The following is a 16,423-nucleotide window of genomic DNA, read 5'->3' on the forward strand; positions in this document are numbered from 1 at the left end:
ATTACTTACGCAGTTCGACGCGACGGTTTTGAGCCCACGACTGTTCGTCGTTGCCAGTAGCGATTGGACGCTCTTTACCGTAGGACACCAGCTCCAGCTGTGCTGGAGAAACGCCTTGCAGTACCAGGTAGCGTTGAACGGCTTTCGCACGACGCTCGCCCAGTGCCATGTTGTACTCACGAGTACCACGGGCGTCAGTGTTACCTTCCAGAACAACGCGAGCGCCGTTAGCTTTCAGGTCTTTGGCGTGAACGTCCAGAGCGCGCATTGCTTCTGGTTTCAGGTCCGAAGAATCGTATTCGAAGTAGAAAACAGTGATAGCGCGCAGAGCAGCTTCTTCGCTCAGGGAACCATCAACAGCGCCAGTGTTTGCGCCGTAACCAGCGTTTGGATCAACAGCAGCGCCTTCACCGGCATTGTCGCCGCCTTTGGACGAGCAACCTACAGCTACAGCCATGGCCAGTGCCAGCGCAGCAAATTTACCAAACTTCAGCATTTCCATCGTAAAACTCCTAATGAACCCCAAGTGTTATGTGCAACGTAAAGCTATCACCACGTCAGTTCAGGTAAGGGGACCAGGAAGGTTCTCTGACTTCGCCTTGAGCGGTAGGAAGAGGGAGCCTTACGCGTCCATTAATGGACACGAGCATCAAGACTCCCCGGCCCTGCTGGCGGGTGGCGTAGATTACCATGGTGCCGTTGGGCGCAACAGTAGCAGACTCATCAAGGTTGGTATCTGTGAGGATTTTCACGCTTCCACGCTGCAAATCTTGCGCCGCAACACGGAAATTGGTGAAGCCGTCCTGACGATGGATCATTACCAGGGTCTTTTCGTCAGCCGAAAGCTTAGGACTGGCGTTGTAGTTGCCGATAAAGGTCACGCGCTCTGCGTTACCGCTGCCAACGTTGGTCTTGTAGATCTGTGGTTTGCCGCCACGGTCGGAGGTGAAATAGATGGTAGAACCATCTTTACCCCAGAAAGGTTCTGTATCAATTGCAGGGTTGTTGGTAACACGAGTCAACCCTCGGGAAGCCAGATCCATCACATAGATCTCGGCATTACCGTCCTTGGACAATACGAACGCCAGTTTCGAGCCGTCCGGCGACCATGCTGGCGCACCGTTCAGACCTTCGAAATTGGTGATTTGCTCACGGCGGCCGGTATCAATGTTCTGCACGAAGATGCGAGGACGTTTCTGCTCGAACGACACATAAGCGATGCGTTTGCCATCGGGCGCAAAACGCGGCGACAGGATCGGCTCACGGGATTGCAGCAGGGTCACGGCACGGGCACCGTCGTAGTCCGAACGTTGCAGGGTGTAACGGGTGTTGGTGGCACTGGCACGCTCGGCCGTCACGTAAAGAAGACGGGTGGAGAATGCACCTTTGATACCGGTCAGTTTTTCAAACGACTGATCGGAGATGTAATGCGCCATGTCCCGCAGCTGTTCAGCCGTGCCCGACACACTGCCAGTCAGTACTGGCTGCTCGGTTGCAACGTTGAACAAGGCGTATTGCACCTGCAGGCGACCGCCTGCCGGCACGATATTGCCTACCATTACGTACTGGGCACCCAGGGCTTTCCAGTCGCGGAAAATGACTTCGCTGGCCTGGGTAGGCAAGCCGATCATGTTCTGCTTTGGAATCGGCGCGTAGTAACCCGAGTTGCGCAGGTCATTGCCGATAATTTCAGCCATGTCGTCCGGCAGCACTGTACCGCCCTGCCAACCAAAAGGGACTACGGCAATTGGCGTTGCCCGATCGCTGCCACTGGTGACCAGGATGTTCTTTTCATCTGCTACAGCCATCCCTGCCAGGCAGCAGACGACGACCAGCAGTCCTCGAAAAAGTTTAATCACAAGGCTAGATCCTCAGGTGTGAATGTCATCTTGAACGATCGATAAGGATTAAAATCGCTGGGTTTCATACCCTGCATTTCCGTTAAACGGCCAATATTCTTGACCGCTGCCACTGCGGAGCTGTCGAACGGTCCGTCACCGCTGGATTTGGCAACCGTCACAGAGGTTACCGTACCATCTGGCAACATGCCGATCTGCAGCACCACTGTCATGTTTTTGCGCGCCGATGGCGGACGGGCCCACCCTTCTGCTGCACGAGCACGAATCAAGTCATCGAAACTGCCGGCGACCTCATCACCTTGCTCATCTGCCAGCGCCTGCTGGCGTTGCGGCGTATCGGAAAGCAAATCAGCCAAGGCTTGCGCCTTTTTCTCTTCGGTCGATTTACGAGCTGCTTCCACGGCCTTTTTCTTGGCGGCATCGGCAGCGGCCTTTTTCTTCGCATCTTCGGCGGATTTCTTTTTCGCCTCGTCTGCTACGGCCTTTTTCTTGGCGTCTTCAGCTGCTTTTTTCTTCGCATCTTCAGCCGCTTTTTTCTTGGCGTCTTCCGCGGCCTTTTTCTTGGCCTCTTCTTCCGCAGCCTTCTTGGCCTCTTCCTCGGATTTTTTCTTGGCTATGTCAGCCAGTTTTTTCTCTTCGGCTTTTTTGGCTTCAGTGGCCTTTTTGGCATCATCGGCTTTCTTGGCTTCATCAGCCTTCTTCGCCTCGTCTGCCTTTTTGGCCTCGCTCGCTTTGGCTTCGTCAGCCTTCTTGGCTTCTGCAGCTTTTTCGGCAGCCTCTTCTTTCTTTTGTTCCGCAGCTTTTACAGCTTCCTGCTCAACCTTCTTTTGTTCCATCTGCTCGACTTCGGTCTGGCGCGCGGCGGATTTCTTCGCCTCACCCGCAATCTTTTGATTGGTCTGGGTGGTCGCCTGACTTTTGGACTTGAGCTGGTACAAGGTCGCCTGAACAATCGGTTTGGAAGGCGGCAGTTCCGGAGTCATGGCAAAGCTGACAAACAGCAGGCCAAAAATCAGGACGTGCAACCCTACCGCCCAGACTGCAGGCCAAAAATAGTTTTCAGAGGCGGACGGCTCCCGCTGTTCGCGCATCAGGGAGCCTCGGTTATCAAGCCAACGTTACCGACCCCGGCCTTCTGCAGACCACCCATAGCCCCCATTACCGCCCCGTAATCCACGGTCTTGTCACCGCGAATAAACACTTGGGTGTGCTTGCCGCCTTCATTGCCTGCGCGGATGATCTTGGTCACGGCGTCAGTCATCTGGGGCAAGGTCATTGCCTTGTCCATCTGCTTGTCGGTGTCGACTTCGCTGCCAAGGTTCCAGAAGTAGGTCTTGTCAGCCTTGATCGAAATGGTCAGAACCTGGGTATTGTTGTCCTGCGGCAAAGCCTCGCTGGAGACCTTGGGCAAATCAACCTTCACACCCTGGTTGAGCATCGGTGCGGTCACCATGAAAATGACCAGCAGCACCAGCATCACGTCGATGTAAGGCACTACGTTCATCTCGGCGACCGGCTTGCGCTTTTTACGCGCTCGAGCGATTAAAGCCATTGGAAATTACCTGCTTATTCTTCGCTGGTGTGCACTTTGCGGTGCAGGATCGCCTGGAATTCATCGGCGAAGGTGTAGTAGCGGCCGATCAGCGTTTCGCTACGGGCAGCAAAACGGTTGTAAGCAATAACTGCCGGGATGGCCGCGAACAAGCCGATGGCCGTTGCGATCAGTGCTTCGGCAATGCCTGGCGCTACAGTCGCCAGTGTCGCCTGCTGGGCAGTGGCCAGGCCACGGAAGGAGTTCATGATGCCCCATACGGTACCGAACAGGCCGATATACGGGCTTACGGAACCAACGGTGGCCAGGAACGGCAAGCTTTGCTCAAGCTTTTCTTCTTCACGGGAGATGGCCACGCGCATGGCACGCGCCACACCTTCCATAACCGCTTCAGGATCAACGCCCGGCTGCTGACGCAGACGCGAGAACTCTTTGAAACCGGCACGAAAGATTTGTTCCACGCCCGAGTCCGGATCCGGATTGCTACCTGCCTGACGATACAGTTTCGACAGGTCGATACCCGACCAAAAACGCTCTTCAAAGCTTTCAAGGGCACGTCGACCGGCGCGCAACATGGTGCTGCGCTGAAAAATCATGACCCACGAGGTAACCGATGCGGCCAGCAGGGTCAACATTACCAACTGCACAACAATGCTGGCATTGCTGACCAAGCTCCACATGGAGGAATGGTCGACGACGTTAGCTTCCACGCTTTATCTCCTGCTCTAAATGTTTACCCGCGCCGCTCACGTCGGCAAAGGCCGTACGTAGAGCTTCGGGAATGGCTCGGGGTTTAAAACTATCGGCGCGCACACAGGCCACCAAAAACTGCCCTTCACAGAGCAGCGTTGCATCTGCAGCCCGCCAGACCTGCTGCTTGAAACGCAGGCTGGCACGGTTGAGTTCCATCACTTGCGCACTTACCAACAGTTCGTCGTCCAGTCGCGCCGGTGCGTGGTAGCGCGCCTCGCTGGAATGCACGACAAATAACAGGTTCTCGCCTGCCAGCGCGGACTGGGCAAACCCCAATTCCCGCAGCCTTTCGGTTCGAGCCCGCTCCATAAACTTTAGATAATTTACGTAATACACGACGCCACCCGCATCGGTGTCCTCGTAATAAACGCGACAGCGATGTGCGAACGGCTCAAGCCTGTTTTGCGCGCGCATACTCTAGTGCTTACTCCTCAGGTTGCCAATCCGCCAAACCACTGTTTTTTACGCTTCTTGGCCTTTATGACCGAAGATTTTCAGCGCCAGTCCTTGAGACAGCAAAAACCTTAAAAAAATCGACCGCTAACGGCTTATTAATCATCCAAAGCATTCAGAAATTCGTCTACCACAGGCATATCGCCTAATCGTGACGGAATGTTTAAACCAAAGTGCAAATACGCATGCCGGGTCACAACGCGACCACGCGGCGTACGCATGATGTAACCCTGCTGAATCAGATACGGCTCCAGCACATCTTCAATCGTATGACGCTCTTCGCTGATTGCTGCGGCAAGGCTATCGACTCCCACAGGCCCGCCATCGAACTTCTCGATCATGGTCAGCAGCAATCGCCGGTCCTGATGATCAAAACCATGCTCATCTACGTCCAGCAGGTTCAACGCCAGGTCAGCGACCGGCTTGGTGATATGCCCCTTGGCACGCACCTCGGCAAAATCCCGCACACGACGCAGCAAACGGTTGGCGATACGCGGTGTCCCGCGAGCCCGCCGGGCAATTTCATACGCACCTTCAGGGTCGAGCGGCAAACCGAAGATACCCGCCGAGCGACTGACAATCGTCGCCAGGTCGTCAGTACTATAGAACTCCAGTCGCTGAACAATCCCGAAACGATCACGCAACGGGTTGGTCAGCATCCCGGCGCGCGTGGTCGCCCCCACCAGGGTAAAAGGCGGTAGATCGAGTTTGATGGAACGCGCAGCCGGCCCTTCGCCAATCATGATATCGAGCTGGAAGTCCTCCATGGCCGGGTAAAGCACTTCCTCGACAATGGGTGAAAGGCGATGGATTTCATCGATAAAGAGCACATCATGGGGCTCAAGGTTGGTCAGCAGCGCAGCCAGATCACCCGGGCGCTCCAGAACAGGCCCGGAAGTGCTCTTGATCGATACGCCCATTTCCTGGGCGATGATGTTGGCCAGCGTCGTCTTGCCCAGCCCGGGCGGCCCAAAGATCAATGTGTGATCCAGCGATTCGGCACGCCCGCGCGCAGCCTGGATAAACAGTTCCATCTGCTCGCGAACGGTGGGCTGGCCAATATAGTCGGCCAGGCTCAGAGGCCGAATCGCCCGATCCTGAACTTCTTCCCGGTCCCGCCCGCTTGAGGCTGTAATCAGTCGATCAGCTTCAATCACTTAAATCATCCCCTTGAGGGCTCGGCGAATCATGTCTTCACTGCTCAACGTTTTATCCTTGATCGCAGAAACCGCCTTGCTCGCTTCCTGAGGCTTATAGCCCAGGGAGATCAAGGCACTCATCGCATCACTTTCAGCGCTGGCGACCGGCACCGGAGCATCCGGCTGATTAGGGACCAGGGCGAACATGCTGGGTACTTGCTCCCACGCCTTGAAACGATCCTTCAACTCTACCAGCAGTCGTTCCGCGGTCTTTTTGCCCACCCCCGGAACCTTGGTCAAGGCCGATGTGTCCTGAGCCTGCACACAGCGCACAAGCTCATCGACTTCCAGACTGGACATCAACGCCAGCGCCAGCTTGGGGCCGACGCCGTTGAGCCGGATCAGCTCACGAAAAAAGTCACGCTCGCGCTTGCCTATGAAACCATAGAGCAACTGGGCGTCTTCGCGAACCACAAGATGGGTATGCAGGGTCAGTGGCTCGCCGACAGACGGTAATCGATAAAGCGTGGTCATCGGTACTTCCAGCTCATAACCCAAGCCGTTTACATCGAGAATCAGGTGCGGCGGCTGTTTTTCAGCCAGAGTGCCGCGCAAGCGTCCAATCACGTTTCAGATCCTTTCACTGGCCAGATCAATGGCTGACAAATACAAAGACAGAGCCGCATCATTACAGATGAAGCCCTGTCAGGAAGCCCAATCCAGTTAAAAATTGCGTTTCACAGCCGCAAACGCCCGCCACGGCTACGGGCCGCACCCAGCCCGTGGGGCAGCAAGCTGGAGCGAGTGTGGGCATGGCACAAGGCAATCGCAAGGGCATCCGACGCATCGATTTGCGGCTTGCTGGTCAGCTTGAGCAGGTGCATGACCATCATCATCACCTGTTCTTTATTGGCGCCACCTGTACCCGCCACCGCCTGCTTGACCTGGGTTGCCGAATACTCGGCGATCTCCAGGTTTTCTTCGGCTCCCGCAACAATGGCCGCGCCCCTGGCCTGCCCCAGCTTGAGAGCCGAATCGGCATTGCGGGCCATAAACACCTTTTCGATGCCCATGGTGACAGGACCGTACGTCTGAATAACCTCACGCACCCCACGATAGACGATCTGCAACCGCTCATGCAGTTCGCCGCTCCCCGTACGAATACATCCCGAAGCCACGTACACACAGCCACGCCCAGTGTCTCGCACGACGCCATAACCGGTGATTCGCGAACCCGGATCGATACCAAGAATAAGAGTCATAACGCCTACAGCTTATGAAGTGATGCCCACCGGCACATACCCGGACAGCTTAAAGGCAGAAGCCGGAGGTGCCCAGCGCCGCGATTGTCGCGACGGAGCACCTCCGGCCTCTTGATTGACGCAATCGCTCAGGCAAGCTGTTCCAGGACGGCGTCAGGGATTTCAGCATTGGAGTAGACGTTTTGGACGTCATCCAGGTCTTCAAGCATGTCGATCAACTTGAGAACCTTTTCTGCGCCCTCCAGATCAAGCTCGGCACTGGTGGTCGGCAACATGACGATTTCAGCATCCGTCGGCTTGAACCCTGCCGCTTCCAGGGCGTTACGCACGGCATAGAAGCTGGAGAACGACGTGAACACATCGATGGAGCCATCTTCGTTGGTCACCACGTCGTCGGCATCGGCCTCCATCGCGGCTTCCATCAAGGCATCCTCATCAACGCCGGCTGCATAGGAGATCTGGCCCTTGCGCTCGAACAGATAGGCAACAGAACCGTCAGTACCCAGGTTGCCGCCACACTTGCTGAACGCATGGCGTACAGCCGCAGCAGTACGGTTACGGTTGTCGGTCATGCACTCGACCATTACGGCTACGCCACCCGGGCCATAGCCTTCGTAGCTCAATTCGACCATGTCATCGGTATCAGCCGCACCGGCACCACGGGCCACGGCGCGATCAATGATATCGCGACTCATGTTCGCCCCAAGGGCCTTGTCCAGCGCCAGACGCAGGCGCGGATTGGAACTCGGATCGCCGCCACCTTGACGGGCAGCAACGGTCAGTTCACGGATCCACTTGGTGAAAATCTTGCCTTTTTTGGCATCCTGACGCTCTTTGCGGTGCTTGATGTTCGCCCACTTAGAATGACCTGCCATAACGCACTCCGAATCCCTTTAAAAACCTTGCCAGGCCAAGGCCTGTCAATAAAAATTCTCGACCCCAAATGCAAAGGCGCACCCGAAGATGCGCCTTTGAAGGTCAGACTTACTCTGCCTTGGCTTGTTCGCGCAAACGAATATGCAGCTCGCGCAACGCTTTGGCGTCAACCACGCCAGGTGCTTGTGTCATGACACAGGCAGCACTCTGGGTTTTCGGGAAGGCAATCACTTCACGAATCGATTGTGCACCGGTCATCAGCATGACCAGACGATCCAGACCGAAGGCCAGGCCACCATGGGGCGGCGCGCCGTACTTCAGGGCGTCCAGCAGGAAGCCGAATTTCTCTTCCTGCTCGGCTTCTTCGATACCCAGCAGGCGGAATACCGCTTGCTGCATTTCCTTGCGGTGGATACGGATCGAACCGCCACCCAGCTCGGTACCGTTCAGGACCATATCGTAGGCACGGGAGATCGCGGTTGCCGGGTTGGCTTCCAGCTCTTCAGGCGAGCACTTCGGTGCAGTGAACGGGTGGTGCAAGGCGCTGAAGCTGCCGTCGTCGTTCTCTTCGAACATCGGGAAGTCGACCACCCACATAGGGGCCCACTCGCAGGTCAGCAGGTTCAGATCGTTACCCACCTTGATACGCAGCGCGCCCAGGGCCTCGCTGACGATCTTGGCCTTGTCGGCACCGAAGAACACGATATCGCCATCGACGGCACCGACGCGATCCAGGATCACGTTCAGGTTGGCCTCAGGGATGTTTTTAACGATCGGCGACTGCAGACCTTCCACGCCTTTGGCGCGCTCGTTGACCTTGATGTACGCCAGGCCTTTGGCACCGTAGATGCCGACAAACTTGGTGTAGTCGTCGATCTGCTTGCGCGGCATGCTTGCAGCACCCGGAACCCGCAGGGCCGCAATACGGCATTTAGGGTCGTTGGCCGGGCCGCTGAACACCTTGAAATCCACGTCTTTGAGCTGATCGGCAACGTCAACCAGTTCCAGCGGGTTACGCAGGTCAGGCTTGTCGGAGCCGTAGCGGCGCATGGCTTCTTCGAAGGTCATGTGCGGGAATTCGCCGAATTCCAGATCCAGCACTTCCTTGAACAGGTTGCGGATCATGCCTTCGGTAAGGCCCATGATGTCTTTTTCATCGAGGAAGCTGGTTTCGATGTCGATCTGAGTGAACTCAGGCTGACGGTCGGCACGCAGGTCTTCGTCGCGGAAGCACTTGGCGATCTGGTAGTAACGGTCAAAACCGGCCACCATCAGCAACTGCTTGAACAGTTGCGGCGATTGCGGCAAAGCAAAGAACGAACCGGCGTGAGTACGGCTAGGCACCAGATAGTCACGGGCGCCTTCCGGGGTGGCACGGGTCAGGATCGGTGTTTCAACGTCCAGGAAGCCGTTTTCGTCCAGGTAACGACGAATGCTGGTAGTCATGCGCGAACGCAGGCGCAGCTTCTCGAGCATTTCCGGGCGACGCAAGTCGATAAAGCGGTAGCGCAAACGGGTTTCTTCGCCGACATCCGAGAATTCGTTAAGCGGGAATGGCGGGGTTTCTGCTTCGTTCAGCACTTCCAGCTCATAGCCCAGCACTTCGATCATGCCCGACGCCATGTTGGTATTGCCTGCACCGGCAGGACGCAGACGTACCTTGCCGGTGATCTTGACAACATACTCGCTGCGCACACGGTCGGCAGCGGCGAAGGTCTCAGCGCGATCCGGGTCGAAAACCACCTGGGCCAGACCATCACGATCACGGATATCGAGGAAAATCACCCCACCGTGGTCACGGCGACGGTGAACCCATCCGCAAAGGGTAATTTCCTGGCCGTCCAGGCTTTCGTTCAGTTGGCCGCAATAATGGCTGCGCATCATGGTAGTGGTTTCACTTCTCGTAATTCGAAATTCGGTGGAGGTCTTGCGCACCGTCGGTGCTGGTAACCTTGCAAGAGCCCGCTTGTGTTCTGACTGCTTTCGCTAGACCTCAGTCGGATTTATCGCCGCCTGCCAGATTCTTTTTCGAGCCTGTCTTGAAGTCTGTTTCATACCAGCCTGTACCGCTAAGGCGGAAACCCGGCATGGACAGCATTTTCTTCAGCTCGGGGGCCTGACAGGCTGGACAATCAACCAGCGGTGCAGCGCTGATCTTTTGAATGGCTTCCAGCTGATGACCACAGGAAGCGCACTGGTAATCGTACATGGGCATTGGCGTGTCTCGACAATCCGTTAGCGGCAACCCTTAAGCAGGGCCGCACAGCAAAGAGCGAGATTATATCTGGTAAATCGAGCCATTGCAGCCGCATGAACAGCCAGAAGCACCTAAATGCATCATAAATAGTGGGCGATTACAAGCCGTCGAGCATGCACCTCCAGCCGGCTGCTGCCTTCAACCCACAAACACCTGCTACTGTTTTACCTCCTGAAGGCCGCGACCCATTTTCAACAAGTGCATGACGCAGACGACCCGAATGAACCCACTGAAGTTCTTCACCCCGCCATGGCGCAAGTGAACCTCCAGGTCGATATAGGACAGCAGCGTATTTATTGAACACTTGTTGATACGTGATATATCGGACAACACCTCCCAATACACTTCCTCAAGCCGCAAACAGGTGGCAAAGCCATTCAACCGTACTGAACGTGATAATGGCCGGGCCAGCGTGATGCCAAAGTCCAGAATGGCAGGGTCAATCCTGACCCTCTGCATTGATCTGCACCCGGCATTTTCTTGCCGCATCAATCGCCCCATCGCAAAAGCACTCCATTGCGCATCATTGGATTTGATTACTCTTTTTTCAAAGAACTTGCCTCATAAAACGACATGTAAAAATTCTTATCCAGCGGATCAAACCCGCAAATCTGTAGGAGCGCTCTCGCTACGTGCGGCGAATATGGTCATGGACGGAGCAGGCAGCATCCCCATCAGATCACACCACCCCCCAACCCCCAGACCAGAGGCCTACATGCGTCTAAGACAAGGCTTTCGTAATAAGCTGATTTTGCCTAGGCCTCATCGAACAGTCTCACTCACAGATAGACCCATACGCTTAATTTGAGTAGACCCAAGCTTTGCTGTTAAATAGGCAGCGTGTTGCCCAATTTTCGCCTCCGGCGAGGGCGCATAGGCTGATGAACTCACGTGTCCAGCGCCTCCATTTTTTCTGAAGCGAACCGTGCGCAATCAGCTCTTCCTTGCGATCTATCTTAATGTGAGTCATTGAAATGTTGAAAATCGTCCACCTGATAACGGGTGCAGCGGCTTTGCTGCTGTCCTTTATTCCCAGCCTGCAATCTGAAGCTTTACCTTACCTACAACATCCTGATGCCCTTTACCTGGCGTTTTTTGGCCTGCTGAACCTGACACTGGCCCCAGTCATTCCATTCTGGAATAAAGGCCCGCGCCATCAACTGCAGAATCTGGTCAGTGCGCTGCTGGTACTGTCCGTTGTCCTGCAGACCCTGACCCTGTTCGGCCTGCTGCTGCCGATTGGTGATCAGCCCGCTGTTCTCCTGGGCCTGACACCTGCTGTTATTGCCGTACTGCTTCATCTTGCTGTCAGCTTCTATAAATCGTCACCTTCGTCGTCCTCGCAAAGCTATGACATGACCAACCGCGATACAGGGACTGTCAAATGGTTCAACACCTCAAAGGGTTTCGGCTTTATCTCCCGAGATTCCGGTGATGATATTTTTGTACACTTCCGCGCCATTCGTGGCGAGGGCCACCGTGTTTTGGTGGAAGGGCAACGTGTCGAGTTCTCGGTCATGAACCGCGACAAGGGCCTGCAGGCCGAAGACGTGATCGCAGCATTGCCGCGCCGCTGATTCAAGCCTGAAAAAAAACCGCGATCAGCCAGGCTGAATCGCGGTTTTTTTATGCCTGCACAAAACAATCAATAGTGCGGTGGCGGAGCCTCTTCTTCAAACGACTCGAACTGCCCGCCCATTTCCTCCTGGCGCTTGAGCAAGGCGGCCATCTGCATCTGCAGACGATCCACGGTGTTCTGCTGGGCCACCAGTACATCATTCAATGCCTGAATGGTGTCATCCTGAAAAGCCACGCGGCTTTCAAGGTCCATCACTCGCGCTTCAAGCGTCACGATCAACCCTCCGAAATAGTAAAACTTGCATCAAGAGCCGATGCCAGCCTGTCCCGGACAGCACGCACCTCTGCCGGCGCATAGGGTTTTGCAGGATGCTTGCCCCAGACAGGCCCTGGCCATGCCACATCAGCCCGGTAACGAACAATCACATGCATGTGCAACTGACTGACGACATTACCCAGGGTGGCAACATTGATTTTATCCGCACCGTACGACTCTTTCAGCACCCGCGCCAAAGCCGTGGTCTCAGCCCACATCCGCTGTTGGTCGGCGTCATCCAATTGAAACAGTTCAGTTATACCCTCGCGTCGCGGCACCAGGATAAACCAGGGGTAATTCGAATCATTGGAAAGCAGCAAGCGGCACAAGGGGAAGTCCCCTATCAGCCAGGTATCCTCTTGAAGACGTGTATCCAAAGCGAACACTGGGAGCTCTCCTGTTTGACCGTTCATTTCAGCACAACCCGGCACCCGGTGACATTCACCGCAGGCCAGACGACAGGAATCAAGGATACCCTTGATTGCGACTGGCATCACGCCTCCAGCCCTGCACGCACCGCAAATGCGACGCTGCACGCCCAAGCAACAGTGCTCGAACACTTATGCACCAAAACTGCACAAAGCGCATGTTTCAAGCGCGCCAAAACGTCACCTGCCACCCCAGCGGGTGTTAACCGGTAACGCTTAAGGCGTAAATCCGGGACAGGGACCACTCCTTGCAACAAAAAACAACACCCTGAAGGCAGCTTTATCGCCGTTTGACCCAAGCAAGATCAGGCCTCATAGCTCAAAAACGCAGAATATTATTTATTTTTCATCCAGGCAGGAATTTGAGCACGCTTGTTGCATAGATCATTGACACAACCGCCAGGCCTGAGCAGGAGCACAGCAACCCGACGATAAATAACAATAGCTAAACAGTAGGAATTTTGAGTTTTCATTGTAGGCAACATGAAATCAATCATATGCCCAACACTGGAAACAGTACTGAATAGATGCTCAAACAAGGCTCTAAGCGGCGCGCTTGCGACATGTGGGGTGCCATTTGCGACATGGCTGTAAAGAAGCTGAAAGGTTATGAGAGCAAGTATCGCCAATATTGCCGGCGTGATATAAGTTTGCGCCGACACAAAAAGAAAGAGCCGCCCAGATAATAATTCAGGTGGGACGGCAGTACTCTTCCTAAAAACCAAAGGAGCAAATCACGATGCGCGTGATGAAGTGGAGCATGATCGCCCTGGCTGTTTCAGCCGGCACTACTCAGTTCGCAATGGCTTCGTCCCAGGACGACGCAAAAGGTTTCGTTGAAGACAGCACGCTGACTTCCAAAACCCGCATGCTGTACATGAACCGCGACTTCCGTAACGGTGCTGGCAACAAGCAGCAGGCCGATGGTTCGTTCAAAAGCGGCTACCGCGAAGATTGGGGTCTGAGCGAATTGCTCAACTACCAGTCCGGTTTCACCCAAGGCACCATTGGTGTCGGTGTTGATGCTTTCGCCATGGGTACTGCACGCCTGGATGGCGGTGCCGGTCGCCAGGGCAACGGCCTGTTCGCCAGCAAAAGCGATGGCTCCCCTGAAGATACCCAAGGGAAAATCGGCGGCGCGGTCAAATTCCGCCTGTCCGACACCGAGCTGAAATACGGCAACCAGTTCGTCGCCAGCCCGGTTTTCTCCACTGACGACAGCCGCCTGCTGCCTGAGGTTGCTACCGGCACCCTGATCACCAGCAAGGAAATCAAAGGCCTGGAGCTGACCGCAGGTCGCTTCACCGCACTGAGCTCCCAGACTGGCATGGCCCGTGACAGCATCAACGGCAAAGGCGAGCCAGGCCTTACCGCCGCCAATATTGCCGGCGCAACCTACCAGTTCACTGACAACTTCGTCGGCGGCATTGCCGCATCCGATGTTGATGACTACTTCAAGAAGCAGTACATCAACCTGAACTACACCCTGCCAATCGCAGAGTCTCAAGCCCTGAACTTCGACTTCAACGGCTACAGAACCTCGAGCCAGGGTCAGGAACGCGCCGGCGACGTTGACAACAAAATCTGGAGCCTGGCAGCCGCCTATAGCCTGGGCGCCCACAAGTTCACCATCGCTCACCAGCGCTCCACCGGTGACAGCGCTTACTACTACGGCGTAGATGGCGGCGGTACTATTTTCCTCGCCAACTCCGTGCAATATTCCGACTTCAACCAGCGTGACGAACGCTCCTGGCAGGGTCGCTACGACCTGAACATGGCCAGCTACGGCGTGCCAGGCCTGAGCTTCATGGCTCGCTACGTGAAAGGTGACAACATCTCCACCAGCACGGGCGAAGGCAAAGAGCACGAGTTCGACTTCGAGACCAAATACGTATTGCAGGAAGGCCCGGCCAAAGACCTGTCCTTGCGTCTGCGTAGCGCGGTTTACCGCACCAACGGCAACAACAGCGTGAACGGCACAGACAACAACGACGTACGTATCATTGCCGAGTACCCACTGAACATCTTGTAACCGAGGCCTAAGGGCTCTAGTTGCAAACACACTGTTTAGTGAAAGCCACGCACCTGTCTCAGGGCGTGGCTTTTTATTGGCCGACATAAAACCAAGTTATATAGCAAGCTAACTAACAGAGCCGAATGCAACTAATTATCAGTTATACATATATGTCCGATCATGCATTCGCAGCGGCGACCACAAGCGACAAAAACAATTAAAGGGGCCTTAGCCCCTTTAATTGTTTATCCAGACCTGACTCAATAATCAGGTGCAGTTCCCGGCCTTATTGCGCCGCCACTTCCTGAACCACACGTACTACACGCTGCGGAAAAGGAATATCAATACCTTCAGCCTTTAAGCGGTCACGCGAATGCTCGTTGAGCATAAAGAGTACATCCCAGTAATCCGGGGTGTTGACCCAAACCCGCAGCGACATGGTGATAGCACTGTCGCCCAAGGCAGTCACCACAACGACCGGAGCAGGCTGCTTCAGCACGCGCGGGTCATCGGCCAGCGCCAACAACACTTCACGCACCTTCTGCAGGTCCGCCTCGTAGTCCACACCCACATCAAACACCACCTTGCGCGTCGGCTGACGGTTGTAGTTGGTGATGATGCCGTTGGACAGGTTACCGTTTGGCACGATGACGGTTTTGTTGTCACCGGTACGCAGCACCGTGTGGAAAATCTGAATGCTGTCGACAGTCCCGCTTACACCTTGAGCTTCGATCCAGTCACCGATCTTGAACGGGCGGAACAACAGAATCAGTACCCCACCTGCAAAGTTGGCCAAGCTGCCCTGCAATGCCAGGCCAATGGCCAGACCTGCCGCACCGATGGCTGCCACAAACGAGGTGGTCTGAATACCGATCATCGATGCAACACTGACAATCAGCAATATCTTGAGAATGATATTGGCCAGGCTGCTGATAAAGCCCTGCAGCGCAAGATCCGCCTTTCTCAACGCCAGCAACTGACCGATCTTGGTCGTCAGGCGGTTAATCAGCCACCAGCCGACAGCCAGGGTAACCAGTGCCAGCAGCACGCGACTGCCGTACTCCATGATCATCGGAACCCAGGCCTGGGAGGCCTTGATCAATTGATCAACTTCAGTGTTCAAATCCATTTTTATCTCCTCACGCCATTACCTGCCAGCGTCATTTATTCAGCAAAACGATCGAGCCACCCTGGCAGCTCAATCGTTTCTGCAGCGCCCAGGAAAATCGGACGTCAATGATCGCCAGAGGTTCCCCGGGTGGTGATCAGTCGCGGAAGTTGTTGAACTGCAGCGGCATGTCGAACGTCTTGGCACGCAACGCAGCGATGGCTTCTTGCAGGTCATCACGTTTTTTACCCGTGATACGCACTTGCTCGCCCTGAATGGCGGCCTGAACCTTGAGCTTGGCGTCCTTGACATGAGCGACGATCTTTTTCGCCAGCTCTTTATCAATGCCTTCCTTGAGCACCGCTTCCTGCTTCATCAACTTGCCCGAAGCGTAAGCGTCCTTGACCTCAAGGCACTGAACGTCGATCTTGCGCTTGACCAGTGCCAGCTTGAGGATCTCGATCATGGCTTCGAGCTGGAAGTCGGCTTCAGCGGTCAAGTTGACCGTCAAATCCTTTTCCTTGAACTCGAAAGTACCTTTACCCTTGAGGTCATAACGACGGTCCAGCTCCTTGACGGCGTTCTCGACGGCGTTGGTGACTTCGTGCTTGTCCAGTTCGGATACCACGTCGAACGACGGCATGTAATTTCTCCAATAATAAACGGCGCGCTCAACACAGATGGAGCACGCCTGACCTGACAGTTAAAATGCGCGGGCATTATAGCGGTTCTTCGACTTCATTCACTTGCGAGCTCACATGCCAGATTCGGCCATCCCACAAAATCCCCCAAACGCACCGGCACGGGCTAGCACCACCTGGCACATTC

At 55.2% G+C, this 16,423-nt stretch carries 19 protein-coding genes; 2 read left to right on the forward strand and 17 right to left on the reverse strand.

Features of this window, described 5'->3' with window-relative positions; all coding sequences use genetic code 11:
• Position 1: 1 nt before the first annotated feature.
• The 13 genes from pal to V6L81_RS20005 all read right to left on the reverse strand — a co-directional run bounded on the left by pal (position 2) and on the right by V6L81_RS20005 (position 10,652).
• Positions 2–502, reverse strand: a complete 501-nt coding sequence (pal, locus tag V6L81_RS19945) for a peptidoglycan-associated lipoprotein Pal (protein WP_003441254.1) — start codon at positions 500–502, stop codon at positions 2–4.
• 55 nt (positions 503–557) lie between these two features.
• A complete protein-coding gene (gene tolB / locus V6L81_RS19950; RefSeq protein ID WP_016782234.1) occupies positions 558–1,808 on the reverse strand; it encodes a Tol-Pal system beta propeller repeat protein TolB in 1,251 nt (416 codons plus the stop codon).
• 47 nt (positions 1,809–1,855) lie between these two features.
• Complete coding sequence (gene tolA / locus V6L81_RS19955) at positions 1,856–2,950, reverse strand: cell envelope integrity protein TolA (RefSeq protein ID WP_095001775.1); 1,095 nt, start codon at positions 2,948–2,950, stop codon at positions 1,856–1,858.
• Complete coding sequence (gene tolR, locus V6L81_RS19960) at positions 2,950–3,402, reverse strand: protein TolR (protein WP_162200692.1); 453 nt, start codon at positions 3,400–3,402, stop codon at positions 2,950–2,952. Before tolR ends, tolA begins: the two co-directional genes overlap by 1 nt.
• A 23-nt stretch (positions 3,403–3,425) precedes the next feature.
• A complete protein-coding gene (tolQ, locus tag V6L81_RS19965; protein ID WP_048363571.1) occupies positions 3,426–4,121 on the reverse strand; it encodes a protein TolQ in 696 nt (231 codons plus the stop codon).
• A complete protein-coding gene (gene ybgC / locus V6L81_RS19970; RefSeq protein ID WP_016782230.1) occupies positions 4,111–4,578 on the reverse strand; it encodes a tol-pal system-associated acyl-CoA thioesterase in 468 nt (155 codons plus the stop codon). The genes tolQ and ybgC overlap by 11 nt, the downstream gene beginning before the upstream one ends.
• A 137-nt stretch (positions 4,579–4,715) precedes the next feature.
• Positions 4,716–5,774 carry a Holliday junction branch migration DNA helicase RuvB gene (gene ruvB, locus V6L81_RS19975; RefSeq protein ID WP_095001776.1) on the reverse strand — a complete coding sequence of 353 codons (1,059 nt, stop codon included), beginning with the start codon at positions 5,772–5,774 and terminating at the stop codon, positions 4,716–4,718.
• Complete coding sequence (gene ruvA, locus V6L81_RS19980; protein WP_095026565.1) at positions 5,775–6,383, reverse strand: Holliday junction branch migration protein RuvA; 609 nt, start codon at positions 6,381–6,383, stop codon at positions 5,775–5,777.
• Positions 6,384–6,493: 110 nt separating this feature from the next.
• Positions 6,494–7,018 (reverse strand): crossover junction endodeoxyribonuclease RuvC, encoded by a 525-nt coding sequence (ruvC, locus tag V6L81_RS19985; RefSeq protein ID WP_029611572.1) that lies wholly within the window; start codon positions 7,016–7,018, stop codon positions 6,494–6,496.
• Positions 7,019–7,146: 128 nt separating this feature from the next.
• Entirely contained in the window at positions 7,147–7,893 is a 747-nt protein-coding gene (locus V6L81_RS19990) for a YebC/PmpR family DNA-binding transcriptional regulator (protein ID WP_016782226.1), read from the reverse strand.
• A gap of 109 nt (positions 7,894–8,002) precedes the next feature.
• Positions 8,003–9,778: an aspartate--tRNA ligase gene (aspS, locus tag V6L81_RS19995; protein WP_016782225.1), complete on the reverse strand. Its 1,776-nt coding sequence runs from the start codon at positions 9,776–9,778 to the stop codon at positions 8,003–8,005.
• Positions 9,779–9,887: 109 nt separating this feature from the next.
• Positions 9,888–10,109, reverse strand: coding sequence for an FmdB family zinc ribbon protein (locus V6L81_RS20000; protein ID WP_029611571.1), 222 nt, complete (start codon positions 10,107–10,109; stop codon positions 9,888–9,890).
• Positions 10,110–10,307: 198 nt separating this feature from the next.
• Positions 10,308–10,652: a ribbon-helix-helix domain-containing protein gene (locus V6L81_RS20005; protein ID WP_095025871.1), complete on the reverse strand. Its 345-nt coding sequence runs from the start codon at positions 10,650–10,652 to the stop codon at positions 10,308–10,310.
• A 473-nt stretch (positions 10,653–11,125) separates the two neighbouring features.
• Between V6L81_RS20005 and V6L81_RS20010 the strand changes: the two genes are divergently transcribed.
• Positions 11,126–11,728, forward strand: a complete 603-nt coding sequence (locus tag V6L81_RS20010) for a cold-shock protein (RefSeq protein ID WP_095001779.1) — start codon at positions 11,126–11,128, stop codon at positions 11,726–11,728.
• A gap of 68 nt (positions 11,729–11,796) precedes the next feature.
• Here the strand turns inward: V6L81_RS20010 and V6L81_RS20015 are convergent, their stop codons facing one another.
• Both V6L81_RS20015 and V6L81_RS20020 read right to left on the reverse strand, forming a co-directional pair.
• Positions 11,797–12,003, reverse strand: a complete 207-nt coding sequence (locus V6L81_RS20015; protein ID WP_095019267.1) for a SlyX family protein — start codon at positions 12,001–12,003, stop codon at positions 11,797–11,799.
• 2 nt (positions 12,004–12,005) lie between these two features.
• The gene (locus V6L81_RS20020; protein WP_095001781.1) at positions 12,006–12,431 is read right to left on the reverse strand and encodes an HIT domain-containing protein; all 426 of its coding nucleotides are present in this window, start codon (positions 12,429–12,431) and stop codon (positions 12,006–12,008) included.
• Between the two features lie 781 nt (positions 12,432–13,212).
• Between V6L81_RS20020 and V6L81_RS20025 the strand changes: the two genes are divergently transcribed.
• The gene (locus tag V6L81_RS20025; RefSeq protein WP_095019266.1) at positions 13,213–14,505 is read left to right on the forward strand and encodes an OprD family porin; all 1,293 of its coding nucleotides are present in this window, start codon (positions 13,213–13,215) and stop codon (positions 14,503–14,505) included.
• Positions 14,506–14,773: 268 nt separating this feature from the next.
• On the opposite strand, the gene V6L81_RS20030 is transcribed toward V6L81_RS20025, so the two are convergent.
• Together V6L81_RS20030 and V6L81_RS20035 are read right to left on the reverse strand one after the other, a co-directional pair.
• Entirely contained in the window at positions 14,774–15,616 is an 843-nt protein-coding gene (locus tag V6L81_RS20030) for a mechanosensitive ion channel family protein (protein WP_095019265.1), read from the reverse strand.
• A gap of 136 nt (positions 15,617–15,752) precedes the next feature.
• Positions 15,753–16,238, reverse strand: coding sequence for a YajQ family cyclic di-GMP-binding protein (locus tag V6L81_RS20035; RefSeq protein WP_007906601.1), 486 nt, complete (start codon positions 16,236–16,238; stop codon positions 15,753–15,755).
• Positions 16,239–16,423: the final 185 nt, after the last annotated feature.

This window comes from Pseudomonas bubulae (assembly GCF_037023725.1).
GTDB classification, from domain to species: domain Bacteria; phylum Pseudomonadota; class Gammaproteobacteria; order Pseudomonadales; family Pseudomonadaceae; genus Aquipseudomonas; species Aquipseudomonas bubulae.